Annotated in this window: 13 protein-coding genes; all 13 read right to left on the bottom strand. The window is 44.4% G+C overall.

From position 1 onward, the window contains the following. Positions 1-514: 514 nt before the first annotated feature. Positions 515-1,321, bottom strand: a complete 807-nt coding sequence (locus DW694_RS15500; RefSeq protein ID WP_118753293.1) for a hypothetical protein — start codon at positions 1,319-1,321, stop codon at positions 515-517. A 2-nt stretch (positions 1,322-1,323) separates the two neighbouring features. Beyond that, a complete protein-coding gene (locus DW694_RS15495) occupies positions 1,324-1,866 on the bottom strand; it encodes a helix-turn-helix domain-containing protein (protein ID WP_015526587.1) in 543 nt (180 codons plus the stop codon). 208 nt (positions 1,867-2,074) lie between these two features. Continuing rightward, complete coding sequence (locus DW694_RS15490) at positions 2,075-3,373, bottom strand: leucine-rich repeat protein (protein ID WP_182465510.1); 1,299 nt, start codon at positions 3,371-3,373, stop codon at positions 2,075-2,077. 95 nt (positions 3,374-3,468) lie between these two features. After that, positions 3,469-4,791: an alpha-L-fucosidase gene (locus tag DW694_RS15485; RefSeq protein WP_118753291.1), complete on the bottom strand. Its 1,323-nt coding sequence runs from the start codon at positions 4,789-4,791 to the stop codon at positions 3,469-3,471. A 67-nt stretch (positions 4,792-4,858) separates the two neighbouring features. Next, entirely contained in the window at positions 4,859-6,325 is a 1,467-nt protein-coding gene (locus DW694_RS15480; RefSeq protein WP_021651688.1) for an alpha-L-fucosidase, read from the bottom strand. 182 nt (positions 6,326-6,507) lie between these two features. Further along, positions 6,508-7,221, bottom strand: a complete 714-nt coding sequence (locus tag DW694_RS15475) for a lysophospholipid acyltransferase family protein (RefSeq protein WP_021651689.1) — start codon at positions 7,219-7,221, stop codon at positions 6,508-6,510. A 23-nt stretch (positions 7,222-7,244) separates the two neighbouring features. Next, positions 7,245-7,874 (bottom strand): hypothetical protein, encoded by a 630-nt coding sequence (locus tag DW694_RS15470; protein ID WP_021651690.1) that lies wholly within the window; start codon positions 7,872-7,874, stop codon positions 7,245-7,247. Positions 7,875-7,889: 15 nt separating this feature from the next. Beyond that, positions 7,890-10,442, bottom strand: a complete 2,553-nt coding sequence (gene gyrA / locus DW694_RS15465) for a DNA gyrase subunit A (protein WP_059086495.1) — start codon at positions 10,440-10,442, stop codon at positions 7,890-7,892. Positions 10,443-10,456: 14 nt separating this feature from the next. After that, positions 10,457-12,382 carry a DNA topoisomerase (ATP-hydrolyzing) subunit B gene (gene gyrB, locus DW694_RS15460; protein WP_059086496.1) on the bottom strand — a complete coding sequence of 642 codons (1,926 nt, stop codon included), beginning with the start codon at positions 12,380-12,382 and terminating at the stop codon, positions 10,457-10,459. 348 nt (positions 12,383-12,730) lie between these two features. Continuing rightward, positions 12,731-13,708, bottom strand: a complete 978-nt coding sequence (locus DW694_RS15455) for a 3-isopropylmalate dehydrogenase (protein ID WP_110104099.1) — start codon at positions 13,706-13,708, stop codon at positions 12,731-12,733. 378 nt (positions 13,709-14,086) lie between these two features. Further along, positions 14,087-14,950 carry a 16S rRNA (cytidine(1402)-2'-O)-methyltransferase gene (gene rsmI / locus DW694_RS15450; RefSeq protein ID WP_092072414.1) on the bottom strand — a complete coding sequence of 288 codons (864 nt, stop codon included), beginning with the start codon at positions 14,948-14,950 and terminating at the stop codon, positions 14,087-14,089. A gap of 646 nt (positions 14,951-15,596) precedes the next feature. Next, complete coding sequence (locus DW694_RS15445; RefSeq protein WP_059086497.1) at positions 15,597-16,337, bottom strand: tRNA1(Val) (adenine(37)-N6)-methyltransferase; 741 nt, start codon at positions 16,335-16,337, stop codon at positions 15,597-15,599. Next, complete coding sequence (locus tag DW694_RS15440) at positions 16,327-17,220, bottom strand: stage 0 sporulation family protein (RefSeq protein WP_021651243.1); 894 nt, start codon at positions 17,218-17,220, stop codon at positions 16,327-16,329. The genes DW694_RS15445 and DW694_RS15440 overlap by 11 nt, the downstream gene beginning before the upstream one ends. Position 17,221: the final 1 nt, after the last annotated feature.

The following is a 17,221-nucleotide window of genomic DNA, read 5'->3' as shown; positions in this document are numbered from 1 at the left end:
TATGTTTTATATGATAATAAGAGTTTTGAAAAAAGTCAATCTTATTTTGTGAAAACGTGTTCTTTTTTTGCCTGCAATATATAAAAACAGACTGAGAACCTGATATATATTCTTATCAAGCTCCAGTCTGTTTTGCGTACTCAAACATATAAGATATAACTATGAGTAAATAACAAATGCTGATTACTAATATCCTTTGAATTATTTAACCGTTACCTTACAGGTCAGTTTTTTGGAACCACTCTGAACGGTAATGGTTGCAGTTCCTTTTTTGATGCCTTTTACAACACCTTTGGATGTGACCGTTCCCCCATTTTCCAATTCATATTTATACCAAAATTATAAATTTCCCATCACATTTAATCAAGCTTTGTTTAGAATATTTTCGTCATATTTTGTCTGTTTACAGACATTTTTGAACATTTTTTTACTGTAAAAAACCTGGCAGCTGCACATGTGAAAACTTTTGCACCTGCTTTATTACCAAAATACCAAAAATACGACGTGCAGTTATTCAAAATAAATATCTGTACTTTCTTCTCCTGTTCATAATAATCTCAAATACTCTTTCTTTATATTCCTGCGGATAATAACTTTCCATATCCAATATTTCTTTTACATCTTTTTCATTAAATTTCAGCCTTATCTGCTGACCATACAATTCTTCTGCAATCTCGATCTGCTCATCAAAATCTTCACACAGAGTTTTTGATCGTGCCTCCTCCATCAGATTATTTATGTTTTCTTCCATCGGATAATCCATCTGTATATCTGATAGCAGTCCTGCACCGTTATCAAATATTGGACATAAATGATATTTTTCTTCTGCATCCATTAAGACTCCAATATTATGCATATGCCGATCTTCATTCATAAAAAATGTATCAATTGCCAGGATCTTACTCATATACTTTCCAAAATCGCTAATTCCCGTAATGCGTTCCGTCTGATCTACTATAAATTCCAGTCTTTCCGAATGTTCTGGAATCGTGAATAATTTTTTATAAAGACTTTCATTATAAAATCCATAAAAAAGTCTTTCTAATGTAATAAGTTGCCATCCCTCAGGCAAAAAATTTTCACTTTTACATCCCAGATATTTTCTTCTCTTATAACTAATCTCTTCTGTTTTATATAAAACATACTCTTCCTGTTTCAGTGAAGATTTTTCCAACAAACGTGAAACAACATATTCCACCAATCCCTCATATCCCATATAATCAGCTTTATACCATACATTGTTCCTGCACCATTTCAATTGGTTTCCTTTTGACGATTGTCTGTCATTTGTTTTGATATCCTGTTCAAAAAGCTGTACCATCTTTACCTCTCAATCCTGATCCAGAAATCATCCTCTGCCATTCTTCCTTCGGTCTTTTCTATGATCATAAACGGATCATAGAATGGCAGATTCAAATCTTCTAATACCAATTTTATTTTGTCTCGTTGTCTCGGGAAACAACGAGATTCCAGAAATTCCTCGTATTCTTCAAAGGTTGGTTTTTCATTTCGGCCAAATGCTTTTTTAATAAAATTGTTTGTATAATTATATATTTTTACTTTTCTGCCTCTCTCATCCACATCAATAATCGTACATATTTCACTCTTAAACATGTACCATAAGCGTATCGGATATTCTTTTTCCGGCACGCGGAGGTTTTCCTCAATCTGAGGATACTCGTTTAAAATATGAACTAATGTCGTAACCGGTCCTGTAATATCCCGATTTTCACTTTCCCATCTTTCTATTGTTTTCTGAGATACATTTACTAACTTTGCAAAATCTTTTTGTGTAAGCTTCAATTTCTTCCTTAAAATTCGTATATCTTCTGCCCGTATCGAATGTTTCACAGCATATCCTGTCATTTTAGATTCCCCCTTTTTTATTAATATACCCTTATTTTAAGGGTATAACAAGCTATTTTATTCCTTATTTTAAGGGTTTCTATATTTATAAAAAACCCGGCAGCTGCACATGCGATAACTCTCCATGTTTCATCTGCCGGGCTTCTGTTTTTATTTTCTTTTGTATTATTTCACTGTTATGGCAATTTTACGTACGCCTGCTTCATCGTTACTTCACCGTTATCTTACAGTTCAGTTTTTTCGCTCCGCTCTGCACGGTGATCACGGCCGTCCCTTTTCGTATTCCCTTTACAACACCTTTGGAATTTACCGTAGCGATCCTGCGATCCGAGGAACGGAAAAGAATCTTTTCGTCGCTGTAATACGGCACGGTCACTGCCTGGATCGTGTATGTTTTTCCACGAAGTATGGTTTTTGTTTTGGGCACGCCGGTCATCTTTGCGGTCCTTACTGCGGCAGTATTGTTCAAAAAACGGAACCCATTTTTCTTTGCGTAAGTCTGAGCAGTAGAACCCTTTTTTCCGGCAATGACAAAAGTTTTATTTTTTCCACTATTGAAATTATAGCCGATCGCTTCTTTTTCTATCACTGTTTTACTGTTGAGGATCGTAATCTTTTTCATTGCCAGGCAATCATAAAAAGCATGGCTTCTGATCTTTTTCACACTGGCAGGTACTGTAATATTCCCCAGTTTTCGACAATTACTGAATACACCGTTCCCGATCTCTGTAAGCTTCTTCGGCAACGACACCTTTCTGAGATCTGGACAAAAAGAAAACGCACCTTCACCAATAACCGTAACACTGTCCGGAAAGCTTACTCCTGTCAAACCGCAATGCCGAAAGGCCGCTCTTTCTATCCTGGAAACGCCCTGTCCAAGCGTAACCTTTTTCAGCTTCATATCCGCCTCAAATAACGATTCCGGTAATATTTTCACACTTCCCGGAATGCTGACAGATTCCAGATTGTTACAGTAACTGAAAGCATATTCATCAATTTTTGTCACAGTTTTCGGTACATCCAGGCTCATAAGCTTACTCTGGTAAAAAGCATATGCACTAATGCTTTTCAGTCCATCAGGAAGCTTGATCCTGGTGATCGCAGTATCTCCAAATGCTCTTACTCCAATACTCCGCAGAGTTCCCGGCAACGAAATCCTCTTCATATTTCTGCAGTCTGAAAAGGTTCTGTCACCGATTCCCGTGATCCCAAATGCAACGGTTACTGTTTTTATCATCGCTGATCTGTATGAAAAATCATCGGTAACCTTAACCTCCCCTTTTCCCTGTATCTGCAGGTTTCCATTGGAGTACAATCGGTAAACAGCTTTGCTTCCACAGGAGCCCTTCGCAACAAGCTTTGCAGTGCTCTGCACACCTGCTGCCAATGCTTCCTGCGCATATTCAGCCGCATAACCAGTCTGTGCATGTACAGCCACAGAAGATACACAGGACCCTGTCAGGATCATTGCCGTTGATAACAGTATTGCGATTTTTTTCCCAAACATAAAAGCTCCCTCCCTGAGAATCGATCGGATATCCACGATCTTCTCCCATGTAGCAACAAAAGGACCGACATACATCCGGTCCTCCTGTTCATTATTTAGAATCTGTTGGTTAATCCAACCACATACATATCTTCTTTATATTCCGGGATCTTCACAAGAAGTCCCTCTGCAGTATCCTCAGTTTCTACCTTCACTGCCGGGTCAAATGGTCTCAGCGCTCCGTGGTAGCCTTTGATCAGGAATTCATTGGCACCTTCCTTCAGATGATCTGCAAACACATTCAGATTTCCGTCTTTCTGTGTATAATGGAGCTCGATTCCACTCTCAAGCAGCTCAGATTCACGGTCACTGCAGCGTGTTCCGTAAATACCGTCATGGTTTACCTTCAGCCATGCACCCAGGATCTTCAGTCTTCTTACCTGCTCCTCCGGGATAGTTCCATCTGCCTTCGGGCCGATGTTCAGGAGAAGATTTCCGTTATTTGCCACTGTTCCGACAAGAAGTGAGATCAGATCCGGAACAGAGATCAGCTTGTCATCGCCTTCGTTGGCATTATAACCGAAGGATAAGCCCATTCCACGGCACATCTCCCATTTCTCATTTCTGTTTACAGAACCGGATTTATATTCCTTAGTAAGGAAATCGTGATAACATCCGTTGAAACGGTCATTTACCACACCCTCCGGAACCTTATTGTAATAATGTGCAAAGAAATACGGCATCATCTCTTCACTCTGTGTCGGCCATCCGATATCATTCCAGAACACACTCGGTGCATAATCATCTACAAGCTCTTTCATCTGATTATAGGAATAATCTGCATATGCAAATGTCGGGCTGGCTGTTCCAAACAGATCATCATCCTCAAAAATAGGATCGTTTGCATACTGCCAGTCGATCAGTCCGGAATAATACAGGCCCATGCGGATTCCTGCGTCACGGACAGCTTCTGTCAGCTCACCGGTGATATTTCTCTTCGGTCCCATTTCTACGGAATTGAAATGTGTATATTTACTTGGGAACAGGCAGAATCCGTCATGATGCTTGGTTGTCAGAACAACATACTCCGCACCTGCTTCTTTGAAGATCTCTGCCCACTGCTTCGGATCCCAGTTTTCAGCTTTCCACATAGGAATAAAATCTTCGTATTTGAAATCTTTTCCGTATTTTTCTATATGATGCTTATATGTAGGACCTTTTCCAATGTTCAGAGAATTGTAATACCATTCTGCATACGGATTATCCGCAAACCATTCCTTTGAATCAACCTCTCCCAGCTCCCATGTATGCGGTGCAAATGCCGGCACGGAATAAATTCCCCAATGGATAAAAATTCCAAATTTACAATCCTCATACCATTTTGGAACTGTGTGTGCATTTACAGAGTTCCAGTTTCCTGTGAATCTTACATCTCCCATAATTAAAATACCTTATCCTTTCTGTCCTTTCAAAAAGACATTATAATTTACTTGCTTCCCCCAACAGCTATTCTACTGTGATCTTCAATACCACCGGCATATCTCCCGCCTCAATAACCCCTCTTCCGCAGGAAATATCCAGTTCTTTATTTCTCGCAAATGCCGGATGCAGATCTGTTCCGAGGATCTCAATATCCCGGATCGTGGATTTCAAAAGCTTCATATCATTGCCAAGAGCTTTGATATGGATCTCTCCATCCTCCGGCCAGTGCAGAACAGTCGCATAAATATGATTGCTCTTACTTGTAAAACGGATATCCTCAGAAGTAAAGTGCTTATCATAGGTATCCGTGAAATGTCCCTCCGGAACCACCGTCGGTCCCTCTCCGAATGTCTTCCAGTATCTGGTTCCGTATATCGCCTCTCCGTTTACCTTCAGCCATTTTCCCATTTCTCTCAGGATATGTGCATCCTCTTCCGGAATTGTTCCATCCGGCTTCGGTCCGATATTAAGAAGAAGTGCACCATTTTTGCTGACTACATCGATCAGATCCAGCACTACATCGGAAGGCTTCTTATAATCATTTCCAATGGTATAGCCCCAGGAATTCTTAGCTACAGACGTATCATTCTGCCACAGATCCGGTGTGATATGGTCTAACTGACCTCTTTCCAGATCATTGACTGCGCTGCCGTAAACATATGCGTCAAATTTGGCATCAATGGCTGTTTCTTTTCCCCACTGTGCAGAACGGTTGTAATAATATGCTGCAAATTTACGAAGATACGGTTTCCATGCATACTGCTGGATCCACCAGTCAAAATACACGATGGATGGCTGATATTTATCCACGATCTCGCAGGTGCGGACAAGCCAGTCCTGCATATGCTCCTCTGTCGGAGGATTGTCATAAATATCACTCATATCTCTGGTGATTCCTGCTGCCGGCCCATAAAGATCCGCATATTCCGGATCATTGACATCAGCCTCCGGGATCTGACGACCTCCATTAAAGAACCAGTAATGCTCTGCTCTGTGAGAAGAAGCACCGAGAACCATTCCCTCTTTCTCAACCTCTGTCTTCAGCTCTCCGAGAATATCTCTTTTCGGTCCCATCTCAGCAGCGTTCCAGCGACAAAGGTCACTTGCATACATCTGAAATCCATCGTGATGCTCCGCTACCGGAACTACGAATTTCGCCCCCGCCTCTTTAAATAAGGCCGCCCATTCCTTCGGATCAAACTTCTCAGCCTTAAACTGAGGAATAAAATCCTTGTAGCCGAATTTATCCAGAGTTCCGTATTTCTCTGTATGATGCAGGTTCTCCTTAGAGCCTTTCACATACATATTTCTGGGATACCATTCATTTCCGAAAGCCGGAACACTGTAAACACCCCAGTGGATAAAAATTCCGAATTTATCTCTTGCATACCACTTCGGCGTAGGATGCTCACAGAGAGAATCCCAGGTATCCGTGTACGGTCCCTGTGCGATCACCTCATCGATCAGAGAAAGGTATTCTTCTTTTTTCATCTGTTCGTCCTCTTTACATCTTTTATTTATATTGTATGGATGTCTCTATGTTATCATCAAACCTTTTGGTTGTATATGCCCAACAATCCACAAATAAAACGTTTCGTTTTTATACAAAACATACAACAAAAAAAAGACCTTGATGATGTTTTTGTTCCAACTTCATCAAAGTCTTTTCTTTTTTACATAATATTCTCTTCGATCACCTTTTCGATCCGTCTCTTCACTTCTTCTGCGAGCTCTGTGGTATGCATATCTTTGTATTCCTCATAATACATCGGAGGAAGGATATGCACCTGTACGGTGATCCTCTCTGTAGAACCGGTATCAAAAGCCTTAAAGGAATCGATCAGTGCAACCGGAACGATCGGGCATTTCGTCTTGGTGGCAGTCTTGAAGCTGCCGCCCTTGAACGGTCCCGGATGATTTCCGTTTTTACTTCTGGTTCCCTCCGGAAAGATCAGATAATTACGACCAGCCTTCACTTCCCGTATTACATTGACAATGACCTGCATGGACTGCTTCAGGTCTTCCCTGTCAATGATAAAGGCCTTCATACAGGCAAAAACCTGCTTCAGAAAAGGAATCTCTCCAACTTCCTTCTTGGCAACTACCGAAAAAGGAACCGGGCATGCCCGGATGATCGCCAGCACATCAAACAGTCCCTGGTGATTCGGAAAAAACATAAATCCCTTTTCTTTTGGGATATTTTCAGCTCCATGCACATCAATATGGATATTTCCGCCTTCGATGGCATGCTCATCTACCAGTCTCAGGAATGCGTATTTCTTCTCTTCCGGATAATCATCTGTATGCGCTGCATACCAGCAAAGCTTGATCCACCAGTAAGGAACAAAGACTATATTTCTGAGCACCATCAGCAAAATCCGCTTCATTCTTACATCCTCCCGCCTCTGCTTTATCCGTTCAGTTTCCCTGCGATCTTATCCTCGTATCCCGGATTCTTTTTCAGAAAAACCTCATAAGCCTTTGTATAATCTGTATAGGTTTTCGTAGTCATAAATTTCTGATAATCCTTGGCAGCCTGCTGGCTGATCTTATCTGAAATCTCAGAAGGCGCATACAGATAATACTTTTTGTCCTGGACCTTTACAAGATAGGTACTGATACATGGATATTCCTGCTCGTTCTCCAGAACAAGATTATAGCGGATATAAACATAAGAATAATTTTTGTTTTCAGAAATGGAGCCACAGCTGTCGATATTTACATCCTTTACTCCATGGGCCTGAAAATATTTTATCGTGGAGGAAATCTCTGTTTTCGCCTCATCCGATAACTTATCCGCACTGTAACAGCTCTGCATCTTTTTATTCTTGCCTGCTGCTGCCGCTTTGATGTAGCCTTCCACAACCCCCTCCGGAGTTCTGTGGCTGATCTTTCCGCAACCTCTGGCCGCCAGAACGATCACCAGCAGGATCAGAATGATCCCCGCCAGTGTCGCAATGTGGACAAAATTCAGTTTTTTATTAGAGTATTTCAGCTTCTTTACTGATTTTTTTCTGCGTTTTTTCTTTGTCGTCGTCATGACTTATCCTCGACCTTATTCCTCTTCACTGCCTGTGACAGCTTCCTCTGCAGAGCCTTCTTCGTTATCGCCGGTTTCTCCGTCAGCTTTTTCGGTAGTTGTATCTGCTTCCGGATCTTTATCTCTTACCTTGGCGATACTTGCAACGGTTACACCCTCTGTAAGATTGATCATCTTCACACCGGAGGTGATCCTTCCAAGAACAGAGATATCCGCACACTGCAGACGGATAATGATACCCTCTGTAGTGATCATCATGATCTCGTTCTCTTCGTTGACAGCCTTGGCGCCAACAACATTTCCGGTCTTCTCGGTGATCTTGTAGCACTTCACACCCTTACCGCCACGGTTCTGGACAACGAACTCACTCATAGCTGTACGTTTGCCCATTCCGTTCTCGGAAACTACAAGCAGATAATCTCCCTGAGTGTTCAGCTGCATGGCAACAACTTCATCACCGTCAGTAAGATTCATACCTCTTACTCCCATGGACGCACGGCCTGTGCTGCGGACATCCGTTTCCTTAAAGCGGATACACTGTCCGTCCCTGGTCACAAGAATAATATCTTTATTATTATCAGTAGCCTTAACCTCGATCAGCTCGTCATCATCACGAAGAACGATTGCTGTAAGACCTGTCTTACGGACATTCTCGTAATCCTTGATCGGAGTTTTCTTCACAAGGCCTTTCTTGGTGGCCATCATCAGATAATGCCCCTCTTCATATTTACGAAGCGGGATCACAGCTGTGATCTTTTCTCCCGGTGCAAGCTGCAGAAGATTGATGATCGCAGTTCCTCTGGCTGTACGACCAGCCTCCGGGATCTCATATACCTTCAGTCTGTATACACGTCCTGTATTAGTAAAGAACATGAGATAATGGTGCGTTGTCGTCATCAGAAGCTCTTCGATATAGTCATCCTCAATCGTCTGCATACCCTTGATTCCTCTGCCGCCACGGTTCTGGCTGCGGAAGTTGTCAACGGTCATACGCTTGATATAACCAAGCTTTGTCATTGCGATCACTGTATTTTCTCTCGGGATCAGATCCTCTGTAGAGATATCATATACATCGTATCCGATGGAAGTCTTTCTGTCATCGCCGTATTTCTCTGCAATGGCAAGGATCTCCTCTCGGATCACCCGGAGAAGGAGCTTGCGGTCAGCAAGGATTGCCTGGAACTTGCGGATCTTCTCCATAAGCTCTGCATACTCAGCCTCCAGCTTCTCTCTTTCCAGACCTGTCAGTGCACGGAGACGCATATCCACGATCGCCTGTGCCTGCACATCTGTCAACTCAAAACGGTCGATCAGCTCCTGCTTGGCGATCTGTACGTTGCGGGAACCACGGATGATGCGGATCACTTCGTCAATATTATCAAGTGCCTTCAGAAGGCCCTCCAAAATATGGGCTCTCTCCTGTGCCTTATTAAGATCATACTGTGTTCTTCTGCGAACTACATTCTCCTGATGCTCCAGATAGTACTCCAGCATCTCTTTCAGGTTCAGAACCTTCGGTTCCATACTTCCATGATTTGGAACAAGAGAAAGCATGATCACACCAAAAGTATCCTGCAGCTGTGTATGCTTGTAAAGCAGATTCAGGATCACGTTGGCATTGGCATCCTTACGAAGATCAATACAGATTCGCATACCCTCACGGCTGGAATGGTCGTTCAGGTCTGTGATCCCGTCGATCTTTTTGTCACGGACAAGCTCTGCGATCTTCTCGATCAGACGTGCCTTGTTTACAAGGTACGGGAGCTCGGTAACCACGATACGGGATTTACCGTTTGGCAAAGTCTCGATATTCGTCACCGCACGGACACGGATCTTGCCACGTCCGGTACGGTAAGCTTCCTCGATCCCTCTCGTTCCGAGGATGGTCGCTCCTGTAGGGAAATCCGGTCCCTTTACGATCTCAAGAAGCTCCTCCATAGCTGTTTCTCTGTCTTCTTCTACAATGTTATCAATGATCTTAACAACTGCATTGATAGTTTCACGAAGGTTATGCGGCGGAATATTGGTTGCCATACCTACCGCAATACCTGTAGTACCGTTTACTAAAAGGTTCGGAAAACGTGCCGGAAGTACAACCGGCTCACGCTCTGTTTCATCAAAGTTCGGCTGAAAATCAACCGTATCCTTGTTGATGTCAGCAAGCATCTCCATGGATATCTTGCTGAGACGTGCCTCTGTATATCGCATGGCAGCCGCACCGTCACCATCCACGGAACCAAAGTTTCCATGCCCGTCAACCAGCGGATATCTTGTGGACCATTCCTGAGCCATATTGACCAGCGCACCATAGATGGAGCTGTCACCGTGCGGATGATATTTACCCATGGTATCACCGACAATACGCGCACATTTTCTGTGTGGCTTGTCAGGACCATTATTCAGCTCGATCATAGAGTACAGAACTCGACGCTGTACCGGCTTCAGACCGTCTCTTACATCAGGCAAAGCTCGTGAGGCGATAACACTCATGGCATAGTCGATGTAAGATTCCTTCATCGTTTTTTCCAGATCCACTTCGTGGACTTTGTCAAAAATATTATCTTCCATTCTTCTTTATTCTCCTAGATATCAAGATTCTTAACGAATCTTGCATTTTCTTCGATAAATTCACGTCTTGGCTCTACCTTGTCTCCCATAAGAGTGGTAAATGTCAGATCGATCTCAGATGTGGCAGCTTCGTCCATGGTCACACGGAGAAGGATTCTCTTCTCAGGGTCCATAGTAGTCTCCCAGAGCTGCTCGGCATCCATCTCACCCAGACCTTTATAACGCTGGATCTTATTGTTTCCGTCACGTCCGATCTCGGTAAGGATATTGTTCAGCTCATCATCGTCATATGCATACCATACCTTTTTGTTCTTCTCCACTTTATAGAGAGGAGGCTGCGCCAGGTATACATATCCCTGCTTGATCAGCTCCGGCATGAAACGATACAGGAAGGTCAGAAGCAGTGTTGCGATATGCGCACCGTCAACATCGGCATCGGTCATAATGATGATCTTGTGATAACGAAGCTTGGAAATATCAAAATCCTCATGGATTCCGGTTCCGAAGGCAGTGATCATTGCCTTGATCTCTTTGTTTCCGTAAATCTTATCCAGACGTGCCTTCTCAACATTCAGGATCTTACCACGCAGCGGAAGGATTGCCTGTGTGGCACGGTTTCTCGCTGTCTTGGCAGAACCGCCCGCGGAATCTCCCTCTACGATATAGATCTCACAGTTCTCCGGATTCTTGTCAGAACAGTCTGCAAGCTTTCCAGGAAGTGACATGCTGTCCAGTGCGGATTTTCTTCTTGTAAGGTCACGTGCCTTTCTGGCTGCCTCTCTGGCTCTCTGTGCAAGAACAGATTTCTCAACGGTAGCCTTGGCAACTGCAGGATTCTGCTCCAGGAAAATCTCCAGCTGTTTACTTACAACACTGTCTACCGCACCTCTTGCCTCACTGTTTCCAAGCTTCTGCTTGGTCTGACCCTCAAACTGCGGATTCTCGATCTTAACACTGACGATCGCAGTCAGGCCCTCACGGATATCATCACCGCTTAAGTTCGGCTCACTGTCCTTGAGAAGCTTGTTCTTACGTGCATAATCATTAAATGTATTGGTGATCGCATTACGGAAACCGGTAATGTGTGTACCGCCCTCCGGTGTATTGATATTGTTTACAAAGCCATAGGTGTTCTCTGTATAGGAGTCATTATGCTGCAGCGCAACCTCTACAGACACGCCGTCCTTCTCACCCTCACAGTAAATGATCTCCGGGTAAAGAGCCTCCTTGCTTCTGTTCAGGTAGCTTACAAACTCACGGATACCCCCCTCATAGTGGAATACCTTCTCGCGCTCCTGACCCTCTCTCTTATCCTCCAGAACGATACGAAGACCCTTAGTCAGGAAAGCCATCTCACGAAGTCTCTGTTTCAGGATATCATAATCATAAACAGTCTCCTCAAAGATCTCCTTGTCCGGAAGGAAATAAACCTTCGTTCCTGAAAGCCCCGGATCACAGTCACCTACCACCTTCAGCGGGTACATAGTCTTGCCACGCTCATATCTCTGTTTGTATTCCTTACCCTCTCGGTAGATGATAACCTCCAGCCATTCGGAAAGTGCATTTACAACAGATGCACCAACACCGTGAAGACCACCGGAAACCTTATATCCTCCACCGCCGAACTTACCGCCTGCGTGAAGAATGGTAAATACAACCTCAACTGCCGGAATACCAGCCTTATGATTGATACCAACCGGAATACCACGACCATTATCTGTAACTGTAATGGAATTATCCGGATTGATATCTACATGGATCTCCGTACAAAAACCAGCCAGTGCTTCATCGACTGCGTTATCCACGATCTCATATACGAGATGATGAAGTCCACGGCTGGAGGTACTTCCGATATACATTCCAGGCCTCTTACGTACGGCTTCCAGTCCTTCCAGGATCTGGATCTGATCCGCGCCGTATTCTGTATTCTCTGCGCCCATGTCATTCCTCCTGTTCTTGTCGTCCGGACGTGTTTGAAAATTCATTTCTGCAGAACCATAGCAGCTTCAGAAATCATTACATCAAATCCTGAGCAAGATAAACTGATCTGTTAATTTCAGGAAATACTGTATTTTCATTTTGCAGAAAGCAATTCTCAAACCCGCTCCGGAAGTGTCATTTATACCTGTAAAATAAATATTTTTTACATACGAATACAGAGTTTATTATAGCACAAAAAAGCCTGTATTTCCACGCAAAATCATAGGAAATACAGTCAAAAAAGTATCTTATTAAATGCAATCCCAAAACATAGCACAATATGCTCTTAAAACATATGGAATATTCAGCTACTCCGGCAAAAGCCCAAATTCCTTTAACAATTTCTTCTGGTATTCCGGATCTGATGCCGATCTTATAATATCAGACGTCCTCCCCAGCTCAGCAAGGCAGAGGATCAAACTGTTAATACTATGTTCTCCCCGCTGCATTCCCTGCTGCATTCCCTGCTGCATTCCCTGTTGCATTCCCCGCTGCATTCCATCCTTTATTCCATCCTGCATTCCAATTCCATACCCTTCATCATAGCCAGCCTGTAAACTTTTTCTTATCTTTTCCTCGATCTGATCCTGTATGATCCGATTTAATGCTTCACACATACAATCCGCCTCCCTGAATTTTTCTTCATTAGCCCTTACGATCATCTGCATAACTGATTCGTACAAAGGATTTTTCTGCTTTTCTCTGTATTCATTGAGAAGTCGTTTCATATCTTCCTTATCTTTTATTCTATCAGTCAGACTTCTCAGCCACAGATTTTTCTTCTTTGACAACTGCTCTGTTACAATGACCTGGATTGGGATCTTAGATCCTGTTACGTAATAAATTCCTTCTTCCATCTTTTTTACCCGGCATTTCCAAAACTCCCTCAAATGACGGAGCATCTTCCGGGGATATGCCCTACTTACCAAAGAGATTGTAATCTCCTCAATTGGGATTTCATCCTCAGTTACCGTATCTGCTTTATAAAAAAAGGCATATCCACACACCTTATAAAAATCATTGATGCTTATATAATCCGTCGGACTCTTATATTCAATGATATTATATTTTCGGAAGATCCTTCCTATGTTTTTATTAATGGGGATATCTGATTTCTTTTTGATCACAAGCGCATCGATCTCCATTGGTTTCGTCCCAAGCTGATGCTCATTCTCAAAAATCAGATTCTCCCTTTCTGCCTCCAGTTCTATCTGGATATCAGCAAAAAATGCAGGATGCCACTGCCGCAGGTTAGAGCTGTTTGTTCTGTTATTGTTTACGATCATACACGACTCCTCTGTTTTGATCTCAAGGAGCCTCATCTGAAAACTCCTGCTGAAAAATGGAAAAAAGCATGAATTTTCTGAGATGACAGGCAATCTGCCTGATATATGAAATGTAATAGAAAAATAAGATTATTTTTAGAAAATATGCTTTTACAGCATTTCCATAGAATCCCGGAACTGCTTTTTATTTTTGATAAGATCAGCTTACCACAATATGGTCTATACTGCAAGCAAATCATTTCGACAAAATCCGCACAGTACTTTTTATTACCACAAAAAAAAGCCACATACGTTCCCAAAAATCCTTGGTCACAGTATGCAGCTTATTCAATCATCCACGATCACGTTACCTACGATCCGTACCACAATTACACCTGATCATTCAGCAGAATCTTCTCCATCCAGAAGCGCCTTATAAATATCCCGCTTGGAAACACCACGATCCTTGGCAGCAAGCTTCATGGCATCCTTCCTGGAATTCCCCTGCTGCTCATACATCGCCACATGCTCCGCAATGGAAATCTCCTCCCAGGAAGCACGCTTCTCCGCCTCCATCTCACTGCGGCTCCTGCCCTCGATCACAAGAACACACTCACCCAGCGGCTTCTCATCTTTATAAAAATCCATCAGATCATCGATCGTAGTCCGGAATGCCGTCTCATGCTTCTTGGTCAGCTCTCTGCAAAGAGTCATCCGGCGGTTGCCAAGCGCCTCTCTGAGCTCACCAAGAGTCCGTACAAGCCTGTGAGGTGCCTCATACAGAATAATAGTCCTGGTTTCACAGGAAAGCTCCTCCAGGATCGTTTTTCGTTCTTTCTTATCCGCCGGAAGAAAAGCCTCGAAAGCAAAACGCCTGGTATGCAGGCCTGACAAAGTCAGAGCAGTGATACAGGCAGCAGGACCCGGAAGTGAAGTCACTTCAATTCCGGCTTCATAACACATGGCGGCAAGCTCCTCCCCGGGGTCTGAGATACCCGGAGTACCTGCATCTGTGATCAACGCAATGTTTGTACCCGCCAGCAGCTTTTCCACGAGGACATGGCCCTTATCGATCTTATTGTATTCGTGGTAGCTGGTCATGGGGGTTTTTATATCAAAATGATTCAGAAGTTTTATGCTGTTGCGGGTATCCTCCGCAGCGATTAAGTCCACTTCCCGAAGGGTTCTTAGTACTCGAAGGGTGATGTCTTCGAGGTTTCCTATGGGGGTGGCGCATAAGTATAGTTTTCCGTTTTGTTTCATATTTGCCTCTTTTCTCGCTTGACCGCGGGGAGTTGTTTTCCACTTGGCCGTGGGGGAGTTGTTTTGCTTAACCGCGGGGGGATATTCCGCTTAACCGCGGGGGATATTCCGCTTGACCGCGGGGGTTTGTTTAAGTTTGGGAACTTTGAAAACCGCAAAGGGGCCGCAAAGCCGCGCCCCCTCTGCACACCCCTTGGGCTTTTTTTAAGTAGTGCAAGGGATTCGTTGTTCTTATTTGTTGACTTGTGTCTGTATGCTTCGGTATTCAGCGCACTACGCTGTGCCGATGTTGTTTTATTTCTTCACTTTCTCTGTGATTCACTTCCGGCAAGATGCCTGTATTCTTCGGTACTCAGCGCGCCACGCTGTGCCGATGTTGTTTTATTTCTTCACTTTCTCTGTGGTTCACTTTCGGCAAGATGTCTGTATTCTTCGATACTCAGCGCACTATGCGTTGCGATCTCTCGCTTTGAATCTCAGCCTGCCTCCCCTCGCCGTCCCTTCACCAACCGAAGTACCACAGCCACCACTACCTCCCAGCCATCCAGCGCAGCGCCGATGGCCCAAAACCTCCCGAGTAGCCTCCCAATCTCTCACAACCAAACAACCAACCAGGCAGCCACCCTAAGCCACAATATCACAACATTCACACCATCCGATACAACTCCAAAACATCCTCCGTATAAACCCCAGGCCGCTCATAAACCACCAGCGGCCGCTCAACCCGGATCCTGGAATTCCCGCCCTTACAAGCCTCGATCAACACCATATTCGGCTCCTTATCAATAAAAGGATACACCAGCTGCATCCTCTTAGGCTCCAGCTTATACTTCGTCAAAGTCGCCATCAGCTCCACCAGCCGAAACGGCCTGTGCACCAGAAAAAACCGCCCCCGGTCCTTCAGGACCCGGGCAGCCTGACAAGCCACATCATCAAACGAACACAAAATCTCATGCCTCGCGATCGCCTTCGGAAGATGCGGATTCGTCAACCCATGCTGCCCGATCATATACGGCGGATTACACGTCACCACATCAAAAGAAGCCGCCCCAAAAATCCCGGCAGCCTCCCTGATATCACCCTCAACGATCCGAACCCTGTCCTCAAGACCATTATACCTCACACTACGGTCAGCCATCTCCGCACACTCATGCTGGATCTCCAGCCCCGTGAAATGCTCCCCATCCGTACGATCAGAAAGCAAGATCGGAATGATCCCCGTACCGGTCCCCATATCCAGCGCAACCTCACCCCTCTTCACCCGGGCAAAGCCAGACAACAGAACCGCATCCATCCCAAAGCAAAACTTCTTCGGATCCTGGATCACAAACAACCCATTCTGAAGATCATCCACACGCTCACCGCAATAAACCAGATCACTTCTCATTCGGCTTCGAATCTCCCTTTTTAACCTCTTTCTCCTCGTGGTCAGCAGAACCACCCTTACCCTTTTTTCTCTTAGGGCGGAACCTCAGATCACGGACCGGAAACTCCTGGATCTCCTTCTCGTCATTCACCTCAACCACGATCTTAACCATCTGCCTGAGAACATTCACACTCTGGACCGTACCCGAAACACCCTGCGGCGTCGTTACCATATCACCGATACCCGGAAGATTCCGGTTCAGCTCCTCATAAGTCTCCTGCTCATTCTTCAGACAGCACATCAGACGACCACAGACACCAGAAATCTTCGTCTGGTTCAGAGAAAGATTCTGCTCCTTCGCCATCTTGATGGAAACCGGCGCAAACTCCGAAAGATACGTATGACAGCAAAGCGTCCTTCCACAGATACCAATACCGCCAAGGATCTTCGTCTCATCACGGACACCGATCTGACGAAGCTCGATCCTGGTCTTAAACACAGACGCCAGATCCTTAACCAGCTGCCGGAAATCAATACGGCCATCCGCTGTAAAATAAAACAGCACCTTGTTATTATCAAAGGTATACTCCGCATCGATCAGCTTCATATCAAGCCCATGCTCACGGATCTTCTTCTTACAGATCTTAAAAGCCTCTTTCTCCTTCTGGCGGTTCTCAGCCTCATGATCCTCGTCCTCCTTCGTTGCAACACGGAGAACCTCCTTCAGCGGATGGACCACCTCGTCCTCCTTCACGCTGCGCGGCTCCAGGACAACACGGCCATACTCCACACCACGGGCAGTCTCCACGATCACATGATCGCCGACCTTCACCTTATAATTCTTAGGATTAAAATAATAAATCTTACCAACGTTACGAAATCTGACTCCAACTACCTTTTCCATT

Source organism: Ruminococcus sp. AM26-12LB (assembly GCF_003480785.1).
Classification (GTDB): domain Bacteria; phylum Bacillota; class Clostridia; order Lachnospirales; family Lachnospiraceae; genus Blautia_A; species Blautia_A fusiformis.
Note: the sequence above shows the minus strand (reverse complement) of the source record. Positions and strands in the feature narration are given on the sequence as shown.